The following is a 19,729-nucleotide window of genomic DNA, read 5'->3' as shown; positions in this document are numbered from 1 at the left end:
CAAGATGTGTGTTGATTAAAAAATGGTCTTTACATTTTTTTACTGAGCCAACACCCTCATTGACATTGCATTCGCTAAACTTGTTTCATTCCTACGAAACAGTATGTAGGTGACCCCAGATCCCGTTATCAGTGCGATGTTCATTTTCATGCTGACAACACAAACGATTTTGAGCCTAAGGTGAGTTTTTGATTGGTTACATTTGATGGATTAAATGGTTAACCGTCGGTCTTAGCGGGTTCAATAACTTGAGATAAAAGGTGAGATTATGAAAACACGATTAAAGATGAAAAGCAGCGTTTTAGCTCTAGTAGCATCATCAGCATTATTAGCTGGTCAACTTTATGCCGCAGAGCCTGCAGATACCTCAGTTAAAACTGAGCAAACCCAAAAAGGTGAACGTGCTCACGGCGGCAAACATCACGGTAAAAGCATGCATAAAGGCGTACGTAAAATGCTACGTTCTTTAGATCTTACCGAAGCGCAAAAGACTGACGTTAAAGCGATTATGGCTAAGTACAAAGCTGAAAAAGGCGAGCGTCCTTCAGCAGAAGAGCGCAGTGCACATAAAGCAGACATGTTAGCGTTAATTACTGATGCCAACTTTAATGAGTCTCAAGCTGAGCAAATCATTGCTGCTAAGCAGGCGAAGCAAACACAACAAATGATGAATTTCTTCAAAATGCAAAATGAAATCTATCAAATTTTGACAGAAGAGCAGCAACAGAAATTTGAATCACGCTTTACCAAGGTAAAAGGTAAAGGTTCTCGTTAAATAAACCAAGACTCCGCTATAATAGAGATTAACTAAATGGCTTAATTACTAGTGTTTTCTCTATTATGACTGCAGAATCTGAATACGATTTTTGGGTAAAACTTGCCAGCCGAGCCGCGGTGGCAACAGCATTAATCCTGATCGTGATAAAACTACTCGCTTGGCTCTATTCAGGGTCGGCGAGTATGTTAGCTTCCCTTACTGACTCCTTTGCTGATGCCTTAGCATCCATAGTGAATTTCATAGCTATTCGCTATGCCATTTTACCCGCTGATGACGACCATCGATATGGTCATGGTAAAGCCGAACCTCTTGCATCACTTGCCCAATCTGCTTTCATCTTAGGCTCAGCATTTTTGTTGATGTTTTATGGTGGCGAACGGTTAATTAATCCGGTAGAAGTGGCCCATGCAGGCCTTGGGGTCATTGTCTCCATTATTGCCTTAGTCATGACTTTTGCCTTGGTGATACTGCAGAAAAAAGCCTTAGCCAAGACCAACAGCACCATAGTCGAAGCGGATTCATTGCATTATAAATCAGATTTATTTTTAAACGGTGCAGTATTGCTGGCATTGGTATTAGCACAATATGGCTGGTGGTGGGCTGATGGCTTGTTTGCAGTATTGATTGCCTTATACATTGGTCATCAAGCATTTGATTTAGCGTATCGCTCGGTTCAGTCGTTATTAGACAGGGAGCTGGATGAAGAGACTCGGGCGCAGATTGTTGCCATTGCCACCGCGGATCCGCGGGTGAATGGTATTCATGATTTACGGACGCGTCAGGCCGGTAAAACCACCTTCATTCAATTTCATATTGAATTAAATGGGCAACTGTTATTACTTGAAGCCCACGAAATTACTGATGGCACTGAAGATCGCTTACGGGCAGAGTTTGAAGATGCCGAAGTGATTATTCACCAAGACCCGATTTAATGGCTGATGACATCAATTGCAGTTGATACCGCAGTTAATAATACTGTTGCTATCAAGGGCAATATTAGCCAAATAAAAAGCCTTAACTGTTATATGCAGTTAAGGCTTTTTTACATCTGCAGCCAAGTGATGAGTGCGTTTTTGATAATGTTGCGGTCGAAATTAACTTGATTCTAACTCGGTTAAAGCTTTTAAAGCTTGCTGGACAATGGCTTCAATAGAATTATCAATATTGACAGTGATCACGTCAGGCTCATTGCTTGGATCTTCTAAGGTGGCAAATTGACTATCAAGCATGTCAGCTTTCATAAAATGGCCATGACGGGCTTGAATTCTTTTTAAAATTAGTTGGTAACTGCCTTCAAGATACAGAAATACCACATGATTATTGCCCTCGCGTATTTGCTCGCGATAGCTTTGTTTTAATGCTGAACAGACAATCACTGCAGTTTCGTTTTTTTGTTCAATGCTAAATGCAGCATCCCTTATGCGCTCAAGCCAAGGGGCGCGGTCGGTATCATTGAGCGCTTCGCCCTTGGCCATTTTGATGATATTGGCTTTAGGATGTAGATCGTCACCGTCAATAAACTTAGCCTTGATAACAGCAGCTAAGCGCGCAGCAATGCTACTTTTTCCGCTGGCACATACGCCCATGACAATAATGCTTTTTGCGGCCATTTTCAGTCCTTGCAGTTATGTTGAGCGATATACTTCGCAGCTTTACAGCTCATGTGTTTGTGGTAATTGAGGGTTGTTACTCGCTCCATATTCGAAGCTCTGAATAATGCTTATACTCTGAGTTAATAGTGCTTAAACTACAAAACTAAATCAATATAGTCATAAAAAAGGAGTCATTTCATTATCGAAATAGGACTCCTTTTAGGCTGAAATCAGCAGGACTTTAATCCATTTCAAGCTCTTTTAGCTTGCGGGTGAGGGTATTACGCCCCCAGCCTAAACGTTTAGCGGCTTCTTGTTTATGGCCTTGAGTATGCTTTAGTGCGGTTTCAAGTAAAATTCGCTCAAAGGCAGGTTGCACTTCAGTTAATAAATCACTTTCACCGGCAGAGAGCTTTTCATCAATCCATTGGGTCAGCGCCATTTGCCAATCAGAAACACCATTAACACGCTCGCTGGCACTGATGGGATCTTTTAGCAGCTCAGGCGGTAAATCCTGAGGCAGGATTTCTTGCCCCGATGCCATCACTGTTAACCAGCGGCAGGTATTTTCAAGCTGACGCACATTACCCGGCCACGGCAGTTGCTCAAGTTTTTTAGCGGTTTCTTTAGTGAGAATTTTAGGCTCAACGCCGATTTCTTTGGCGGCAGTGGCAAGGAAATGGCTTGCTAACTGAGTAATATCCTCACGGCGCTGAGAAAGCGGTGGTAAATGTACTCTTATAACATTGAGACGATGAAATAAATCTTCACGGAAATCGCCTTTTTGCACCAATAATTCTAAGTCTTGGTGGGTTGCGGCAATAATACGTACATCAACTTGCACGGCAATGTGACCACCAACCCGATAAAATTGCCCATCAGCCAATACCCGCAATAGACGGGTTTGCACATCTAATGGCATATCACCAATTTCATCTAAGAATAGTGTGCCGCCATTGGCTTGCTCAAAGCGCCCTTGGCGCACATTAGCGGCACCGGTGAAGGCACCTTTTTCATGACCAAATAATTCAGATTCAATCAAATCTTTGGGGATTGCTGCCATGTTAAGGGCAATAAAAGGGTTTTCTTTACGGGGGCTATGTTTATGCAGCGCCCCAGCAACTAACTCTTTACCGGTACCAGACTGACCGTTAATAAGCACACTAATTGATGAGCGAGATAAACGGCCAATAGCGCGAAACACCTCCTGCATTGAAGGCGCTTCACCAATAATTTCTGGTGTTTTAAGCTTTTCTGGCTCAGCTACAGGCGGCGGTACTTGCTCTGTTGCATGGGTCAGTGCGCGCTCTACCAGCGCAATGGCTTCATCAATATCAAAAGGCTTTGGCAAATATTCAAATGCCCCTGCTTGATAGGCACTGACGGCACTATCCAGATCCGAATGAGCCGTCATGATGATCACCGGAATATGCGGATAGTGCATTTGCAAGCGATCAAGCAAGGTTAAGCCATCGGTACCCGGCATACGGATATCAGATACGATGACAATAGGCTGAGATATTTCTAAGGCTTGCCATAACGACTCTGCAGCGGCAAAACTTGCCGTTGTCAGTTTAGCTCCCGCTAAGGCTCTTTCTAAAACCCAGCGAATCGAGCTGTCGTCATCAAGGATCCAAACTTGCTCGCTTATGTTCATATCACTTCCTCTTGAGCCATCATTGGCAAATTATTGTAATGGCAAAATAATCGTAAATTCTGTTTGTCCTGGTGCCGATATACAATCAATCCGACCTCCATGTAATCGTGCAATATTATGGGCGATGGATAATCCTAATCCTGAGCCCTCCTCACGGCCGGTGACCATGGGATAAAACAAGGTATCTAATAGGTCTGCAGGGATCCCTGGGCCGTTATCGATAATCGACAATGCCAGTACCAGCTTAAAACGCTTAGTGCCTATGGTGACTTGATGCTGGGTGCGAGTGCGGATGAGTATTTCTCCGCCATTAGGATCTAATGCTTGCGCGGCATTTTGCACCACATTGAGCACCGCTTGCTGTAATTGATCAGCATCCATGTCCATATCGGGGATTGAAGGGTCATAATCTCGCTCCAAGCGGATATTGCTTGGTAGGGTTAGCTCGACTAAGCGCAGCACTTTTTGAACTATTTGATGAATATTGTGGGTTTCATGTTGAGTCGGGCGCTGAGGGCCCAATAGTTTATCAACTAAATTTCGTAGTCTATCGGCTTGCTCAATAATCAGATCGGTAAATTCTTTAAGGCTTGGGTCTTCTAGTTCCCGAGATAATAGTTGCGCCGCGCCTCTTAAGCCACCTAATGGGTTTTTAATTTCATGGGCGAGGTTACGCACTAAAAATTGTGCCGCCTGTTGCTGAGCATCTAAATTAAGTTGTTGATGAATACGATGTTGTTGATCAACTTGACGTAGTTCTAGCAGGCTGATGTTGTCTTCACTTTCCATCGGTATCAGGGTGATATCGATGATGTGGTGCACGCCATCAAGAGTAATTAACGCCGCAGTGTTGACGGTGATCCCTTGATTTGCGTTAACCGAGTCTTGGAGGAGCTCGGCTTCAACGCCCATGAACTGATATAGCTCAGGTAAACGCTGCTCTAGTAATTTATTGCTGCCAATACCAAGAAGTTGTTCAGCTGCAGCATTGGCATAACGCGGCCGTAATTCGTTATCGATAACGAATACAGCGGTAACCAAATGATTCAGCAGATTGTTCATGTCCATCAAGTGTCCTGCAAAGTAGAGTTGCACTACTATGTTGCACCAATACGGTGCGATGCGCAACTTGTTCTACACTGGCAACTTGTTAAAACAATCTCAAATTTATAATATTTATCTTTTTGATATATATCACTTTTTACTTGGCAAAGGTCGAGGCTTTGCGATTGAGAAAACAGATGCTTGGTGTAGAAATATCTTTCTTGGAGAACTTGATGCAAGGACTTTGCCGTTTTGGGTCAAAACTTTAACCACGAGATTATGTTCACCGCGATTCACTTCGGTAACATTAAAAATACTGCTTGATTGCGGCTGACCATAAAGTAAGTCGTCGATATACAGCGCCATTAAAAAGCCACTGGGTAATTCTGGTGCAGCACTGGCAACCACAGTAAAGTTGCCATTGTTATTGCGAATGGTTTCTTCTTGGGTCGGATTAACAATACGTACCCGATACTCTACTGGTTTAGCTTCTTTTGGGCTGCTGTCTGTTTCTATGACGGTGGGCGCAGCAACACTGTTTTGGGTATTTTCACTCAATTCTACTTGTTCAGCATTTTCTCGTGGTTGGTCGCTGTAATGTACATTTCCTTGTTCATCAACCCAGCGATACACGGTGGCATGACTGATAGAAAAGATAACACTGCATAAAATAAGAGTTATTAATAAGGTTAAACGCATTTGGGGTTCCTTCACCTTCAGCTTTAAACTTTATAATATTAGCCTCTTTTGAATCAAAGATCAGTATTAACTGCTGATTAACATAGGCTAATTACTTGTACTCGCAGCAATATTCGCTAATTTCATGGGTACGAATTTTAAAGGTGACTTTCGCATCAAGTGTAAACAGTTGACCTGCTGGAACGGTTTGCCATTCACTCTTGTTGGGTAATAGCACCTCAAATGAACCTGAAGTCACATTCATGATTTCAGCGACAGCAGTGTCAAAGATGTATTCGCCCGGCAACACTACTCCGAGAGTCTGCTGGCTTCCGTCATTAAAATGAATGGTACGACTGATGACTTTACCTTCAAAATAAACATTGGCTTGCTTGGCTACGTTAACGTGATTAATGACGGTCATATTATTCTCTGTTGATTAATTATTGAGAGAAAATATATAGTCGATTTAAGTGAGTTAAAAGTGAAATTAAGTCATGTGCTGTTTTGCGGCTAAGTATATTTAGCCAATAAAAAACCCGCCATAAGCGGGTTTTTTGGTTCTCAAAATTTGAAATCGTTAACTAATCAAAACGATTACTTAGCGCTACGGTTATGACGCTTACGCTCGTTTTCAGTTAAGTAACGCTTACGAACACGGATGTTATCAGGAGTTACTTCTACTAATTCGTCATCATCGATGAACTCAAGCGCTTGCTCAAGGGTCATTTCGATATGCGGAGTCAGTACTTGTGCTTCATCAGTACCTGATGCACGCATGTTTGTAAGTTGCTTACCTTTCAAACAGTTAACTGTTAAATCGTTTGCACGAGCGTGTAAACCAACAACTTGACCTTCATATACTTCAGCAGCATGGCCGATGAATAGACGACCACGTTCTTGTAAACCGAACAATGCGAAAGTCAGTGCTTTACCAGTAGCGTTTGAAATCAATACACCACGAGCACGTTGACCAATGTCACCGCCTTTCACTGGACCGTAATGGTCGAATGAATGGTAGATAAGACCAGTACCAGAAGTCGCTGTCATGAATTCAGTTTGGAAACCGATTAAGCCACGGCTAGGAATGATAAAGTCGATACGTACACGACCTTTACCGTCTAGCTGCATGTCTTTCATGTCACCTTTACGTGTACCTAATTTTTCAATTACAGCACCTTGATGTTCTTCTTCAACATCAACGGTTAAGGTTTCAAATGGCTCGCACATTTCACCGTCAATTTCTTTAACGATTACTTCTGGACGTGATACCGCTAGCTCGTAACCTTCACGACGCATGTTTTCAATTAGGATACCTAAGTGTAATTCACCACGGCCTGAAACACGGAAACGATCTGGAGATTCAGTTTCTTCAACACGTAATGCAACGTTATGAATTAGCTCTTGCTCTAAACGCTCAAGGATATTACGTGAAGTAACATACTTACCTTCTTTACCAGCAAACGGAGAAGTGTTTACTTGGAAAGTCATGGTTAGCGTTGGTTCGTCAACAGAAAGAGCAGGCAAGGCTTCAACAGCGCCTGGAGCACAAATAGTGTCAGAAATTTTTAGCTCACCAAGACCGGTAATTGCAACGATGTCGCCAGCGTTAGCTTCAGCAACTTCGTGACGGTCAAGACCCATGTAACCTAATACTTGGCCAACTTTACCGTTACGTGTCTTACCGTCTGCACCAACAATAGTTACTTGTTGGTTAGGCTTAACGCTACCACGTTTAACACGACCAATACCGATAACACCTACGTATGAGTTGTAATCGATTTGAGAAATTTGCATTTGACATTCACCTTCAGCATCAGCATCAGGGAAAGAAACCTTTTCAACAATTGCTTGGAATAAAGGTGTCATGTCTTCGCTAGTTTCGTCTGGATCAAGGGTCGCGAAACCATTTAATGCAGAAGCATAAACGATAGGGAAATCTAACTGTTCGTCAGTTGCACCTAAGTTGTCGAATAAATCGAATACTTGGTCAATAACCCAATCAGGACGAGCGCCTGGACGGTCAATCTTGTTGATTACAACAATTGGCTTAAGGCCTTGAGCAAACGCTTTTTTAGTTACGAAGCGAGTTTGTGGCATTGGGCCATCAACTGCATCAACTAAAAGTAATACTGAATCTACCATAGATAGAACACGTTCAACTTCACCACCGAAATCGGCGTGACCAGGAGTGTCTACGATATTAATACGGTAGTCGTTCCATTTGATGGCGGTATTTTTAGCCAAAATGGTGATACCACGTTCTTTTTCAAGATCGTTAGAATCCATTACACGTTCTGCGGCTTCGCCTCGACTTTCAAGGGTGCCTGACTGTGCCAAAAGCTTGTCTACCAAGGTCGTTTTGCCATGGTCGACGTGAGCAATAATGGCGATGTTACGTAAATTCTCTAACACGGATAAAACCTCTATACCATCAAACAAATAAATAGGAGTTTATAGCGGCATTAAGTTTAGCCACCATAAAAAAGCGTGCCATTCTACTCCACGAGACGCTTTGCGGATAGGATTATTTTTGTACACTTTGTGATTAGCTAAAAAATAACCATCAATTTTGGCATTTATAGCATCATATAATAGTAACGATTCAGAAATGTGACAAACAATCAGCGCAGTGTTTTTAGCCGCGCACCAAAATAGAAGTTGAACCATAATAGTGCGTGCGCTTGCACTAAAATGATGCAAAATTGTGTTTTCGATAATTGGCTATTAAGTCAAATATATAAAAATCATATACTTATTTAGTTGGCATGGTAATAGCTTTAAGATTGTCAATTATGTGATATTTCGACACATACGCGTCTTTAATGTCGTAGTATAGTGGTGAACTTGAATTATAAAAGGGAATACCCTTACTCTACCGGAGGCTTAAGAATGTCAGCTGAATCTGTTTTAACGCAACTTAAAGAATTGGAAGTTAAGTTTGTTGATTTACGCTTTACCGATACCAGAGGTAAAGAACAACACGTTTCTATCCCATCTCATCAGGTTGATGAAGATTTTTTTGAAGACGGCAAAATGTTCGATGGTTCGTCTATTACGGGTTGGAAAGGCATTAACGAATCTGACATGGTACTTATGCCAGATGCGAGCACGTTTGTTCTTGACCCTTTCACAGAAGAAACAACTGCACTAATCCGTTGTGACATCTTAGAGCCAGGCACAATGACAGGTTACAACCGTGACCCACGTTCTATTGCTAAAAAAGCTGAAGAATACTTAACGTCTACTGGTATTGCTGACACAGTATTAATTGGTCCAGAGCCAGAGTTCTTCTTATTTGACGATGTTAAGTTTGGTGCTGACATGTCAGGTTGTTTTGCTAAAGTTGATGCAAAAGAAGCGGCATGGAACTCAGGTACTGGCTATGAAGATGGTAACACTGGTCACCGTCCATTCGTTAAAGGTGGTTACTTCCCAGTAGCACCAGTTGATTCATCACAAGACTTACGTAGTGCTATGTGTTTAGTACTTGAAGAAATGGGTCAAGTTGTTGAAGCGCATCACCATGAAGTTGCTACAGCCGGTCAAAACGAAATCGCGACACGCTTTAACACGCTAACTGCTAAAGCTGATGAAGTTCAGATCCTTAAGTATGTTGTGCATAACATGGCACACGCATACGGTAAAACAGCGACATTTATGCCTAAGCCAGTAATGGGCGATAACGGTAGTGGTATGCACGTTCACCAATCTTTAGCTAAAGATGGCGTTAACTTATTCGCAGGCGACAAGTACGCTGGTTTAAGTGAAACTGCTCTTTACTACATTGGTGGCATCATCAAGCATGCTAAAGCGTTGAATGCATTTACTAACCCAAGCACAAACTCTTACAAGCGTCTTGTGCCACATTTCGAAGCGCCTGTCATGCTTGCATACTCTGCACGTAACCGTAGTGCTTCTATCCGTATCCCAGTGGTACCAAGCCCTAAAGGTCGTCGTATTGAAACACGTTTCCCTGATCCACATGCAAACCCATATTTAGGTTTTGCTGCGCTATTAATGGCAGGTCTAGACGGTATCCAAAACAAGATTCACCCAGGTGAAGCTATGGATAAAGATTTATACGACTTACCAGCAGAAGAAGCGGCTGAGATCCCACAAGTTGCGACTTCACTAGAAGATGCACTTGCAAGCTTAGATGCGGACCGTGAGTTCTTAGTTAAAGGTGAAGTATTCACTAATGACTTTATCGATTCATATATTGCTATCAAGCAAGGTGAAGCAGAGCGTGTTGCACGTACTACTCACCCAGTTGAATTTGAACTTTACTACTCACTATAAGACGTCTTTATAGACCGCTTTTATAGTAGTAAATAACAGTTAGTAAAAAGCCCTTACTGGTTTCCAGTAAGGGCTTTTTTGATCTTTGCATATTCATAAAACGGCAGGGTGGATGGATATTTAGCAAAGTGGCTGTTTGATTTTTCTACAATCTATTTTACAAATTCAATGTGTTTGTCGGTATATTAAATGAACAAATAGATGCTAACTTGTTAATCATGACCAAATTGGCAATAAATGGATTTTACTACATATACTTAAATACACGCTTTTAATTATTAGTCGCGCATGATTAATAGCAAATGATTGCAAAATAAGGACTCATGATGATAACCAATATCAAACGTCTCTGGCTGCAAGTGCTAACTGTATGGATAGCATTGTTGCTATTACCCTTTTCGGCAGTAGCAATTGAATGGCCGCAAGATGTTGAAACGAAACTCGGCACCTTAGTGGTTTATCAGCCGCAGCCAGAATCGTTAGATGGCAATATCTTGATGAGCCGCGCTGCGATGTCATTTGAAGTGGAAGGTCAAGACGACCCTGTATTTGGCGCTTTTTGGTTTAGCGCTAGAGTTGATACCGATGACGATGTCGCATTGGTGCGTAATATTGAAGTGACCGAAGTGCGCTGGCCATCATCCACTGCCGAAGACCAGCAAACGTTCACCGATACAGTCTCAGAAGCGCTAGCGACAACTAGCTTCGAAATTTCCATGGAGCGCTTATCAGCCAGCCTTGAAAATGCTGAGCAGGTAAAACGCAGCTTAGATAATATTAACAACGATGCGCCAGAAATCGTCTTCAGTAATAACTTGAGCGTGTTGCTGTCCTATGATGGTGAGCCACAATTTAGTGAAATTGAAAATAGTCCCTATGAGCGAGTGTTAAATACCCCTTTTGCCGTTGCCCGTAATACGCAAACGAACAAGCTGTATTTAAGCAGTGGTACCTTTTGGTATGTGGCAGATGATCCTATGGGGCCATGGCAAGTCACATTGTATCCTCCTGAAGATTTGGTCAGCATGGTGAATACCGAGGATGAAGCCGCTAAAAGCACCGTCAATGCGCCGCAGATTATTACCACTAATGAACCGACTGAGTTAGTGGCCACTGATGGCTCACCCAATTGGCAAAGCCTGATTGATGGTAAGTTACTTTATGTCACCAATACCGAAACCCCATGGGTAAGAGAGACCTCCTCTGGCGATATGTATGTGCTTTTATCTGGGCGTTGGTTTAAATCTAAAAAGCAGGCCGGACCTTGGCAGTTTGTTAGGGCTGACAAACTGCCTGAAAGCTTTAACGATATCCCTCCCGAATCTGATATTGGTGGCTTACGTGTCTCAGTTGCAGGCACTGATGAAGCCAATCAAGCAGTGCTAGATGCGCAAATCCCGCAAACTGCAGCGATTAAGCGTGATGAAGCCACACTGGAGGTTGAATACGATGGCGAGCCTAAATTTGAAGCGGTAACAGGAACATCAGTCTCCTATGCTGTTAATACCGCCACACAAGTATTGTTGATAAATCAAGCTTATTACGCTGTTGATAATGGGGTGTGGTTTACCTCAAAAACTGCCAAAGGCCCGTGGATTGTTGCTGATAATATTCCTGATGAAGAAATTGCCAAGATACCCGCAAGTTCGCCGGTTTATAACACCACTTACGTGCAGGTTTATGATTCAACCCCTGAAGTGGTTTACGTAGGTTATACGCCGGGTTATATGTGGTCATACCCTTATTATGGGGTGCCAATTTACGGTACCGGCTGGTATTACCCACCGTATCGAGGCCGTTATTATTATCCTCGCCCACCGACCTGGGGATTACATGTTGGTTATAATCCGTGGACAGGTTGGAATGTTGGCGTGAGCTGGAGCAACGGCTTTTTCAATGCTGGTGTGGTATGGGGAGGCGGTTATGGTTATCGTCGCCCATGCTGTGGTGGCTATTATGGCGGTGGCTATAGACGACCAGTGGTGATCAATACCGGTCGTATCAATATTGGTAACAGTATCAGTGTCGGTAATCGCACTAAAATGCATAATCATATGCGTTCGAACAAATTAGCTAATAATCGCGCTAGACCCAATAACCTTTACCATCGCGAGGCGAATCGTAAACGCTTAGCCAGCCCAAGTGTAGCCAATAAGCATTTTAATAAAGCGAAGGTAAATAAAAAGCGCACTAATGATGTGTTTGCCGATAAGCACGGTAATGTTGCCCGTGATAATAAAGGCAAGTGGGAAAATCGTAGCGATGGTAAGTGGAATAATGTGCCATCAAAAGCTCAAGGGTCTAAACCTAGCAATGTAAATAAACCGTCAAAGGGCAATAGTAGTAGTTTTCCTTCGACACGGCCATCTAGCACTACTCGTCCGGCGAGTAATACCCGTCCCGCCAATAATACTCGTCCTGTTACAAGTACGCGGCCATCAACCTCGATTCAACCGAGTCGAAATCAAACTAGCCACAGCCAACCGAGCCGTAATCAGTCGAGTAATATGAGTCACTCAATTAATCGAACTCGCTCGAGTAGCATAGATCATCAAAGTCTGAATCGTTCTCGACAAGCGCGTCAGTCAGGAATGACCAGAGAAGGGCGAAGCAGAGGAAGATAGCTGTTTATCGCAATTTAGCCAAAGCCCGCAGTCGCGGGCTTTGCTTGGGCGCATTAGTTCAGAGTCAAGTTTACAGCAGATAAGTTACTCGTCATCAATGCGCTGCAGTAAGCCCAGCCTTCATAGTAACGGCTTTTCGGCTATGATTAAAAATCAGCATATGCTCACTAGATCTTAATTATTGGAACCTCACCATGTGGAATGCCCTTCGCGCGTATCGCTCATCGATTATTTTACTCACAGCCCTGATGCTGGGCGGCATGTTGGGCTTAGTTGCCCCTGAGTTTGCCATTAAACTTAAACCCATAGGGCAAATATTTCTCAACTTGTTGTTTATGATTATTGTGCCTTTGGTGGCCGTTAGCGTGATGTCATCCATTGCCAAAATGACCGATTTAAAAAAGCTTGGCTCCATACTTGCCACCATCATGGGCGTGTCCATTGTCATGGCGATGATCCCCGCTGTAGGCATTACCTTGTTGGCGCTAGCATTTGACCCTGCCCAAGGAGTGACACTTGATTTAGCCGATACCGTTGAAACCACTGGCAGTATGGATTTTGTGAGCTTATTAACCACCAATGATTTTGTGGGCTTAATGTCTAAATCGAATATTTTAGCGCTGATCATTATGTCGCTGATCACCGGAATAGCGATTGGTCAATCAGGTGAAGACGGCCTCAAAGTTTCGGCATTATTGGATAGCTTTAATACCGTGATCATGAAAATCATAGCCATCTTAATGTACTTAGCACCAATTGGCTTAGGGGCTTATTTTGCCGCAACTATGGCCAGTCAAGATGCTGAGTTAATGGGCACATTTGCCCGAGCAGTGGCAATATTTTTGGTTGCTAGTTTTCTTTATTTGACCCTAGGCTCAAGCTTTTATGCTTGGCTTGGTGGCGGTGTCAAAGGGGTGAAAAACTTTTGGCAGCATATGTTAACACCTGCTGTAACAGCTCTTGGAACCAGTTCATCGTTAGCCACATTGCCGGTAAATATCCGTACAGCCAGTAAAATGGGCTTAAATGAGCAAATCTCAGAGATTAGCTTGCCGTTACTGGTAAATTTAAATAAAGGCGGCGCAGCAATGATTACCGCGCTTAAAATCGTGTTTATCTATTCATTGCTTGGGCTGGAATTTACCAGTGAAATATTCATGCTAACCATTTTGATATCAGTGCTGTCAGCATTTGTTATTGGAGGTGTGCCGGGCGGAGCATTTTTAGGGGAGATTTTCATTGTGACCACCTTAGGTTTACCCGTCGAAGTGATCCCTATTTTAGTGGTATTAGGGGCAATTACCGATGCAGCGTCGACCGTCATTAATGTGGTACATGACTTAACCGCCACTCAAATTATTGAACGAATAAATGGTAAGCACTATATAAACTGAGTTTGAAACTAACGCGGTTACCAGCTGATATGAGATAAAAGGCAATATTAATAGTAACCTTATCTCGCTTTGTTGTTGAACAAAATTAAAACACATGTGACAATAATGTTTCATTTGCAATCAATGTCTTGGCTTAGTTGATGTTGAAAATATCGAATCTCTTTGCGCTATTTAGAGGGAATTTATTTTACGTGTGAAAAATGTGATTGAGCTCATATGACAAAAGAATCGACTATCAGTATGTCTAAAACAACATCTAAAAAAGTAGTGCAAGGTTTTACCTTAATTGAACTCGTTGTGGTTATTATTGTTTTGGCCATATTGGCTGTCATTGCAGCCCCCAAATTTACCAGTTTAAAAGCAGACGCATATGTTGGCCAAATGCGAGGTGTATCAGGAGCTATAGGTAGCGCCAAAGAGTTAGTTCATTCAGCTTGCATCATAAGCCAAGATTGTGATTCAACGGCTGCGCCGTCAGGGACTAACACGATTGTGGTTCAAGGGGAGCGAATTACTCTCGCATATGGTTATCCTCGCCATACAGAAGCCGGCATTGCTAGAGCGATAAACATTGTTGACGGCGATGATTTTAAAATTACCACTTTTACCTCAGCAGGTCGCAGTGGCTTACGTATACGACCTGCAGCTGATTACTCGGTTAACGATTGTGAAATTCGGTATTCAGAACCTTTAAATGCTATTGAGCAGCCTCTCATAGAGAAAGATATTGCTGGCTGTTAGATAGCTTGTTGAGTGATTGATTTGAGTTAATACAGGCTTAATCAAGCGCTTTTATATGTACAATTTTATATAGAGATGGATTAGTTTGAAAAATGGATTTTTAAACCGATTAGCAGTGTTATCAATGTTAATGTTTACCACTGGTAATGCTTTTTCGGAAGAGAATAAAATTGGCACCATAAACCTGCAATGTAACGAGTGCCGCTCAGAACAACAATATCAAGCGAAGGCACTGTCAGCGTTAGTTAATCGGCAACATGCTTATATTAATGTGGTGAATTTTAGCCCACTTGAGATACGGAAGTTTGAAATCAGTAAGCTAATGGTTGAAGTGTGCAGTGACTACAATCATTCTGCCAGCCAAGGCGTGTGCCAGTTAGAAGACCGTTCTACCATTATCCCTTTAGTTATGCAAAATATTGAGTTTGAAAAGTTTATAGCTTATGCAGAGCATTTATATCAGCTGAATTTCTTTCAACCACAGCAAATAAAAGTGAGCGCTGAAATAGCCGCTACCGCATGGGCATTGGTGAATTCTAAAGAGGATATGGCGCAAATTCATGTTGATTGGAAACGCAACATAACTTATTACCAATTTAAAAAAATGTGGTTCGAGGCGTATATCAAAGGAAGAGATTTGAATACGCCTATTGTTAACTTATCGCCGGATATTTTATTTGAATTTGCAGATGAGTCGAGGTTAACTTCGGTCGTTAGCGGCTTTGATAGTGAGCAGCGTTTACATTTTAACGTGTTAACGCTGCAAGATAGCAATAATCAACTATCAATGACTGGAACGTCATTACTTACTAGTGGCGATAGCTTCCAATTTAGTTCAACTGAAACGCAAGCCTATCAAGCTATGTCAAACTTGGCTTTAGCTCATGGCTTAACCATTAATAAGCATCAAACCACCTCAAGTGTTGAAGTGACGCTACAGGCTTGCGCTGAAAAGGGTAAGGTTTGCATCGATAAAGAAGCAATCATCACCAAGAATAGTAAAATAAAGACTGCTTATTAAGTTTAAGTTAAACAATGGCTTAACATTATTATTTGATGTTACGGCTAAAAAATAAAATAAATTAGTAATATAAAAGACAGTAAACCACCACAGAGAATGGGATAAATAATATAACCATCGGTTGATCGCTTAGCGCGTTTTCTGCCTAGTTTTGCGAGTATTAAATTAAAACCCAGTAGCAGTGTTAGGGTCATTAAGCCTTGGCGAAAAGTCATTCTACTGATTGTCGTTGTTGTGTAGATCAGCAAAAACCATTCGATCAAAATCAAGTACAGAAATAGCTTTTGTAAACCATCTGGCCCTTTTCTTTTATCTCTGGTTTGCATATTAATGTCCCTATTACTTCACTGAATATTATTATTTTGTTGAATAATATTATTCAGTTAAATCATTCGTGATTTTTAGATTATTGATCTCAGCTAGCAGCTTGGTGAGCTTAGCTTGATTGTCAGAGATCCATTGGCCACCAATGAAAGTTAATCTTTGATTAATGGGATATTGTCGCTTGATGGCGAATTCAAAAAACTGCTGTTTAATCTCGACCCAAACGATGGATTCTAATTCAAGAGTTAATGGCGTTATTAAACCGACACCACTTAGGCTGATATCTTTAATATTGGCAATGCCTAACTCTTCCATAAGAAACCAGCTTTTCTGGTGTAATTTGACACTGATGCCATCACAGGCTCTTGATAGCTCCTCTTGGGACTCTCTAAGGCTTATTCGTGCATGTTCGCGATGATCTACAGTGGCTGTTTCTGCTAGCTCTTTACGGCTTTCACGCGGTGCAAACTGGCCCACTTCTTTGTATTCTTCAGTCATTAATGGAATACCGTGCTCGAGGGATATTATCTTCAGCCGCTTGAATTGCTTTATCGACTTTGTTGTTGATTTGGCTATTGCCTTCGCTATGTCTACTTTGTAAGCCTGTCATCATGCGGAGACTTTTTTCTGCTTCTTTTGTGAGGACTAACAGCTCTATACGTCTATTGGCTGCAGCTGCAGAGTCATCTAATATATAAGGTGATTGGTCTGCCATTCCTGTTACTTGCACGACTTGTTTGTAGCGAACCCCGCCGGCTTCTAGTATTCGTCTGGCCAATAATGCTCGCTGGCTAGATAGCTCCCAGTTGGTAAAACTCGTACCAGCAAATTGCAAAGAATCTGTATGCCCTGAAATACTCAAACCATTATTAATTTGTCCAAGTAACTTTCCTAATGCCAGTAACAGATCTTCAAAATAAGTTTGCACGTTAGCACTGCCACGGGTAAACATAAATTGCTCCACATTGTCATGAACCAGAATACGAATACCTTGGGGAACAATTTGCAAATTCACATTGGCGTTCATGTCTTCATTTGTAATAATTTCCTCAATTTCTCGAGCAAGCACTTCAAGTTGTATTTGGGTTTCAAATTCACCTGGTAACAATGAATTGAGTTTATTACCTGTGCCTGCTGCTGAGTCCTGCTCACCAAGCGCATGGCGCTTATTGACTGAGAGTGTGTTTTTACCTTGGCCAGCAATAGGCATTACAGATGTTTCAATAGATAAGCTGCCATCAAGATCAATAATTGAAGATGGGTGACTTAAATCAAACGGGTTGAGTGGACCCGATGAATTCATATCGCCTTTAAGGTACTGCACAATTAGGGTGCGCTCTTTTTGATCGGCAACCTGCATGATCCACAACACCATAAATAACGCCATCATGGCTAAGGTAAAATCAGCAAAGGCGACTTTCCAAGCACCGCCATGGGCCGCATGCTTTTTTTTGCGTTTCTTACGGTTGATAATTATTTGTTCTTGATGAATAGCCATTAGCCGCGTTGCTCCTCAATCCAGCGTTCAAGCTCGATAAATGAAGGGCGGTTTTCTGATTGAATTTGTTTGCGGCCTGCATCAAGTGCCAACATCGGTGGCTTGCCTTTGGCAAAGGAAACTAATCCTGCGGCAACGCAACGAAGTTGGGCGCTCTTTCTCTCCACAAGGTGTTCAAGTGACTTTGCTAATGGGTCAAAAAAGCAGTAACAGGCGAAAATACCAATAAAGGTTCCCACCAAGGCAGCGGCCACTTTTACCCCAATCATGGTGATAGGACCGTCAATGTGTGACATGGTAACGATAATACCCAACACTGCAGCGAGAATACCGAAACCAGGCATGGCTTCTGCCGTTTTTCCAATTGCATGAGAGGGGCGTAAGCTGTCTTCTTCAATACGCTCGATTTCTTCATCGAGGATATGTTCTAAATCGTGGGGAGCAATCTTACCCATTGACTGCATACGCAAGTTATCGATTAAAAATTGCATTACCTTGGGGTGATCAAGTACTGCTGGATACATCAGGAAGAGTGAGCTTTCGTTGGGTTTATCGATATGCTCATCAAGGACTTTTAAGCCTTGTGATTGAATTTGAGTCATCAGCATATTCATTAAGCCAAATAACTGCGGGTATAACTCGGGGTCTTCAGATTCTTTGGTAAAAACTTCTTTAATTTGCTCAATCATGTCCATTAAAACTGCTTTTGGACAAGCGATAATAATAGCGCCGAATCCTGCGCCAAAAATGATCAAAAGCTCAGCAGGTTGCCATAAAGCAGCTAGGATGCCTCCTGCCCAAATATATCCACCAAATACTGAGAAAAGAATGATTGATATACCTACTAACTTGCTCATATTTCCTGCCTGGTTTTATCGCTCCCACTGTTGATAGATTTGCTGAAGGCTCACCACAGCCTGCTTATGCAGCTGACAAATGCGCGTTTCAGTTAATCCTAGGGTTGCAGCGATCTCTTTTAAATTAAGTTCATGCTGATAATAAAGCGACAGAATTACTTGTTCTCTTTTGTTTAATTTCGAAATTGCTTTGAATAAGGTGTCTTTATTGGTTATTTGCTCAATAAAACAACTTTTGTCTTTGAAATTAGCACCATCTTCGAGGAGTTCATCCAAACTTTTCATTGATTCTGATTGTGTTGCAAATAAGCGATCTCGATATTGGTCTTTGGATAAACCTAAACTTTCAGCAACTTCCGTATCAGTGGGTTCACGACCAAGCTCTCGAATCAACTTACGAACCGCATCATTGAGTTGATGTGCTTGTTGTCTTACAGGACGTGGACGCCAATCCTGACGGCGCAATTCATCGAGAATCGCGCCGCGGATGCGTTGTCCTGCAAAAGAGAGAAAACCATTGTCATATTCACCAGGGTAGCGCCTTGAAGACTCCAGCAATGCCATTAACCCTATTTGCTCCATGTCCTCGATCGCCAGTGCAGCACCACAGTGAGTTCTAAGGTGTGATACCGATTTCTTCACTAATGGCAAATATTGCTGCATAACTTGCGCTTCGGTTAAACGATTGACACTTTGATCATCAAAAGTGGCTTGATAAGCGAGTTGACCTGATTGCATATGACAATTTCTCTTTATTGAATAACCATTTTAGTGAACAGTACGTCATCAAGTTCGATGGTGAAGTTATTCTCGTTAAGTACTGTCGCGAGTAATACCTGAGCCTCAGTTTGTAAAATATCAAGCTGATTACTGGCGCTAAGTTGCTCGAAGTCTTTTTGAGAAAACATTTTCATAAGGGTATTTTTAATCAGTGGGTCAGCACTTGTGAGTGTTTCTTTAGCATCTTCAGAAGTACTTTTAAGCGCCATCTCCAATAACAAATAATGGTTGGTTTCTTTGCCAGAAATAGAAAATACAAACTTTTCCAGCGGGTAATAACTGGCCACTTTTGGCGCAGGTTCGTACTCGCTGAAAGGGCTTCCAATCAATTCTGGTGACTTCCAACCAACCCAAAACATACCCGCAGACCAACCACAAAATAGAGTTGCGAATATACTAATTTTAATTATTTTACTTTTTCCAATAGCCATCTTGTATT

Annotated in this window: 19 protein-coding genes; 7 read left to right on the top strand and 12 right to left on the bottom strand. The window is 42.1% G+C overall.

Annotation, left to right across the window (positions count from 1 at the left end):
• Window positions 1-268 precede the first annotated feature (268 nt).
• Together Q4546_RS13995 and Q4546_RS13990 are read left to right on the top strand one after the other, a co-directional pair.
• The gene (locus Q4546_RS13995; RefSeq protein ID WP_102440169.1) at window positions 269-775 is read left to right on the top strand and encodes a Spy/CpxP family protein refolding chaperone; all 507 of its coding nucleotides are present in this window, start codon (window positions 269-271) and stop codon (window positions 773-775) included.
• Window positions 776-840: 65 nt separating this feature from the next.
• Window positions 841-1,710, top strand: coding sequence for a cation diffusion facilitator family transporter (locus Q4546_RS13990; RefSeq protein WP_102440170.1), 870 nt, complete (start codon window positions 841-843; stop codon window positions 1,708-1,710).
• A gap of 162 nt (window positions 1,711-1,872) precedes the next feature.
• On the opposite strand, the gene Q4546_RS13985 is transcribed toward Q4546_RS13990, so the two are convergent.
• From Q4546_RS13985 to typA, 6 genes are all read right to left on the bottom strand, one after another.
• Entirely contained in the window at window positions 1,873-2,388 is a 516-nt protein-coding gene (locus Q4546_RS13985; RefSeq protein ID WP_303412399.1) for a gluconokinase, read from the bottom strand.
• Window positions 2,389-2,611: 223 nt separating this feature from the next.
• A complete protein-coding gene (gene glnG / locus Q4546_RS13980) occupies window positions 2,612-4,027 on the bottom strand; it encodes a nitrogen regulation protein NR(I) (protein ID WP_102440172.1) in 1,416 nt (471 codons plus the stop codon).
• A gap of 30 nt (window positions 4,028-4,057) precedes the next feature.
• Entirely contained in the window at window positions 4,058-5,095 is a 1,038-nt protein-coding gene (gene glnL, locus Q4546_RS13975) for a nitrogen regulation protein NR(II) (protein WP_102440173.1), read from the bottom strand.
• Window positions 5,096-5,221: 126 nt separating this feature from the next.
• Complete coding sequence (locus tag Q4546_RS13970) at window positions 5,222-5,770, bottom strand: DUF4124 domain-containing protein (protein WP_102440174.1); 549 nt, start codon at window positions 5,768-5,770, stop codon at window positions 5,222-5,224.
• 91 nt (window positions 5,771-5,861) lie between these two features.
• Window positions 5,862-6,173, bottom strand: a complete 312-nt coding sequence (locus Q4546_RS13965; protein ID WP_303446460.1) for a pyrimidine/purine nucleoside phosphorylase — start codon at window positions 6,171-6,173, stop codon at window positions 5,862-5,864.
• 173 nt (window positions 6,174-6,346) lie between these two features.
• Window positions 6,347-8,164, bottom strand: coding sequence for a translational GTPase TypA (gene typA / locus Q4546_RS13960; RefSeq protein ID WP_303446459.1), 1,818 nt, complete (start codon window positions 8,162-8,164; stop codon window positions 6,347-6,349).
• Window positions 8,165-8,641: 477 nt separating this feature from the next.
• Here typA and glnA point away from each other — a divergent pair, with 477 nt between their 5' ends.
• The 5 genes from glnA (at window position 8,642) to Q4546_RS13935 (ending at window position 15,831) form a co-directional block, all read left to right on the top strand.
• Window positions 8,642-10,051 carry a glutamate--ammonia ligase gene (glnA, locus tag Q4546_RS13955; RefSeq protein WP_076538111.1) on the top strand — a complete coding sequence of 470 codons (1,410 nt, stop codon included), beginning with the start codon at window positions 8,642-8,644 and terminating at the stop codon, window positions 10,049-10,051.
• 323 nt (window positions 10,052-10,374) lie between these two features.
• Window positions 10,375-12,675, top strand: coding sequence for a carbohydrate-binding family V/XII (locus Q4546_RS13950; RefSeq protein WP_303446458.1), 2,301 nt, complete (start codon window positions 10,375-10,377; stop codon window positions 12,673-12,675).
• A gap of 194 nt (window positions 12,676-12,869) precedes the next feature.
• The gene (locus tag Q4546_RS13945) at window positions 12,870-14,069 is read left to right on the top strand and encodes a dicarboxylate/amino acid:cation symporter (RefSeq protein ID WP_303446457.1); all 1,200 of its coding nucleotides are present in this window, start codon (window positions 12,870-12,872) and stop codon (window positions 14,067-14,069) included.
• 216 nt (window positions 14,070-14,285) lie between these two features.
• Window positions 14,286-14,810 carry a type II secretion system protein gene (locus Q4546_RS13940; protein WP_102520393.1) on the top strand — a complete coding sequence of 175 codons (525 nt, stop codon included), beginning with the start codon at window positions 14,286-14,288 and terminating at the stop codon, window positions 14,808-14,810.
• Window positions 14,811-14,934: 124 nt separating this feature from the next.
• A complete protein-coding gene (locus Q4546_RS13935; protein ID WP_303446456.1) occupies window positions 14,935-15,831 on the top strand; it encodes a hypothetical protein in 897 nt (298 codons plus the stop codon).
• A gap of 44 nt (window positions 15,832-15,875) precedes the next feature.
• Here Q4546_RS13935 and Q4546_RS13930 read toward each other — a convergent pair whose 3' ends face one another.
• From Q4546_RS13930 to fliL, 6 genes are read right to left on the bottom strand one after another with little or no spacing between them, the layout of a single operon-like run.
• Entirely contained in the window at window positions 15,876-16,157 is a 282-nt protein-coding gene (locus tag Q4546_RS13930) for a hypothetical protein (protein ID WP_102520391.1), read from the bottom strand.
• 49 nt (window positions 16,158-16,206) lie between these two features.
• Window positions 16,207-16,653, bottom strand: coding sequence for a hypothetical protein (locus tag Q4546_RS13925; RefSeq protein ID WP_102520390.1), 447 nt, complete (start codon window positions 16,651-16,653; stop codon window positions 16,207-16,209).
• Window positions 16,646-17,653, bottom strand: a complete 1,008-nt coding sequence (locus Q4546_RS13920) for a flagellar motor protein MotB (RefSeq protein WP_303446455.1) — start codon at window positions 17,651-17,653, stop codon at window positions 16,646-16,648. Before Q4546_RS13920 ends, Q4546_RS13925 begins: the two co-directional genes overlap by 8 nt.
• A complete protein-coding gene (gene motA, locus Q4546_RS13915; protein ID WP_102520388.1) occupies window positions 17,653-18,510 on the bottom strand; it encodes a flagellar motor stator protein MotA in 858 nt (285 codons plus the stop codon). Before motA ends, Q4546_RS13920 begins: the two co-directional genes overlap by 1 nt.
• 15 nt (window positions 18,511-18,525) lie before the next feature.
• Window positions 18,526-19,248, bottom strand: coding sequence for an RNA polymerase sigma factor FliA (locus Q4546_RS13910; protein ID WP_102520387.1), 723 nt, complete (start codon window positions 19,246-19,248; stop codon window positions 18,526-18,528).
• A 14-nt stretch (window positions 19,249-19,262) separates the two neighbouring features.
• Window positions 19,263-19,721, bottom strand: a complete 459-nt coding sequence (fliL, locus tag Q4546_RS13905; RefSeq protein ID WP_102520386.1) for a flagellar basal body-associated protein FliL — start codon at window positions 19,719-19,721, stop codon at window positions 19,263-19,265.
• Window positions 19,722-19,729 lie beyond the last annotated feature (8 nt).

The organism is Shewanella sp. 4_MG-2023 (assembly GCF_030548015.1).
Lineage (GTDB): Bacteria > Pseudomonadota > Gammaproteobacteria > Enterobacterales > Shewanellaceae > Shewanella.
Note: the sequence above shows the minus strand (reverse complement) of the source record. Positions and strands in the feature narration are given on the sequence as shown.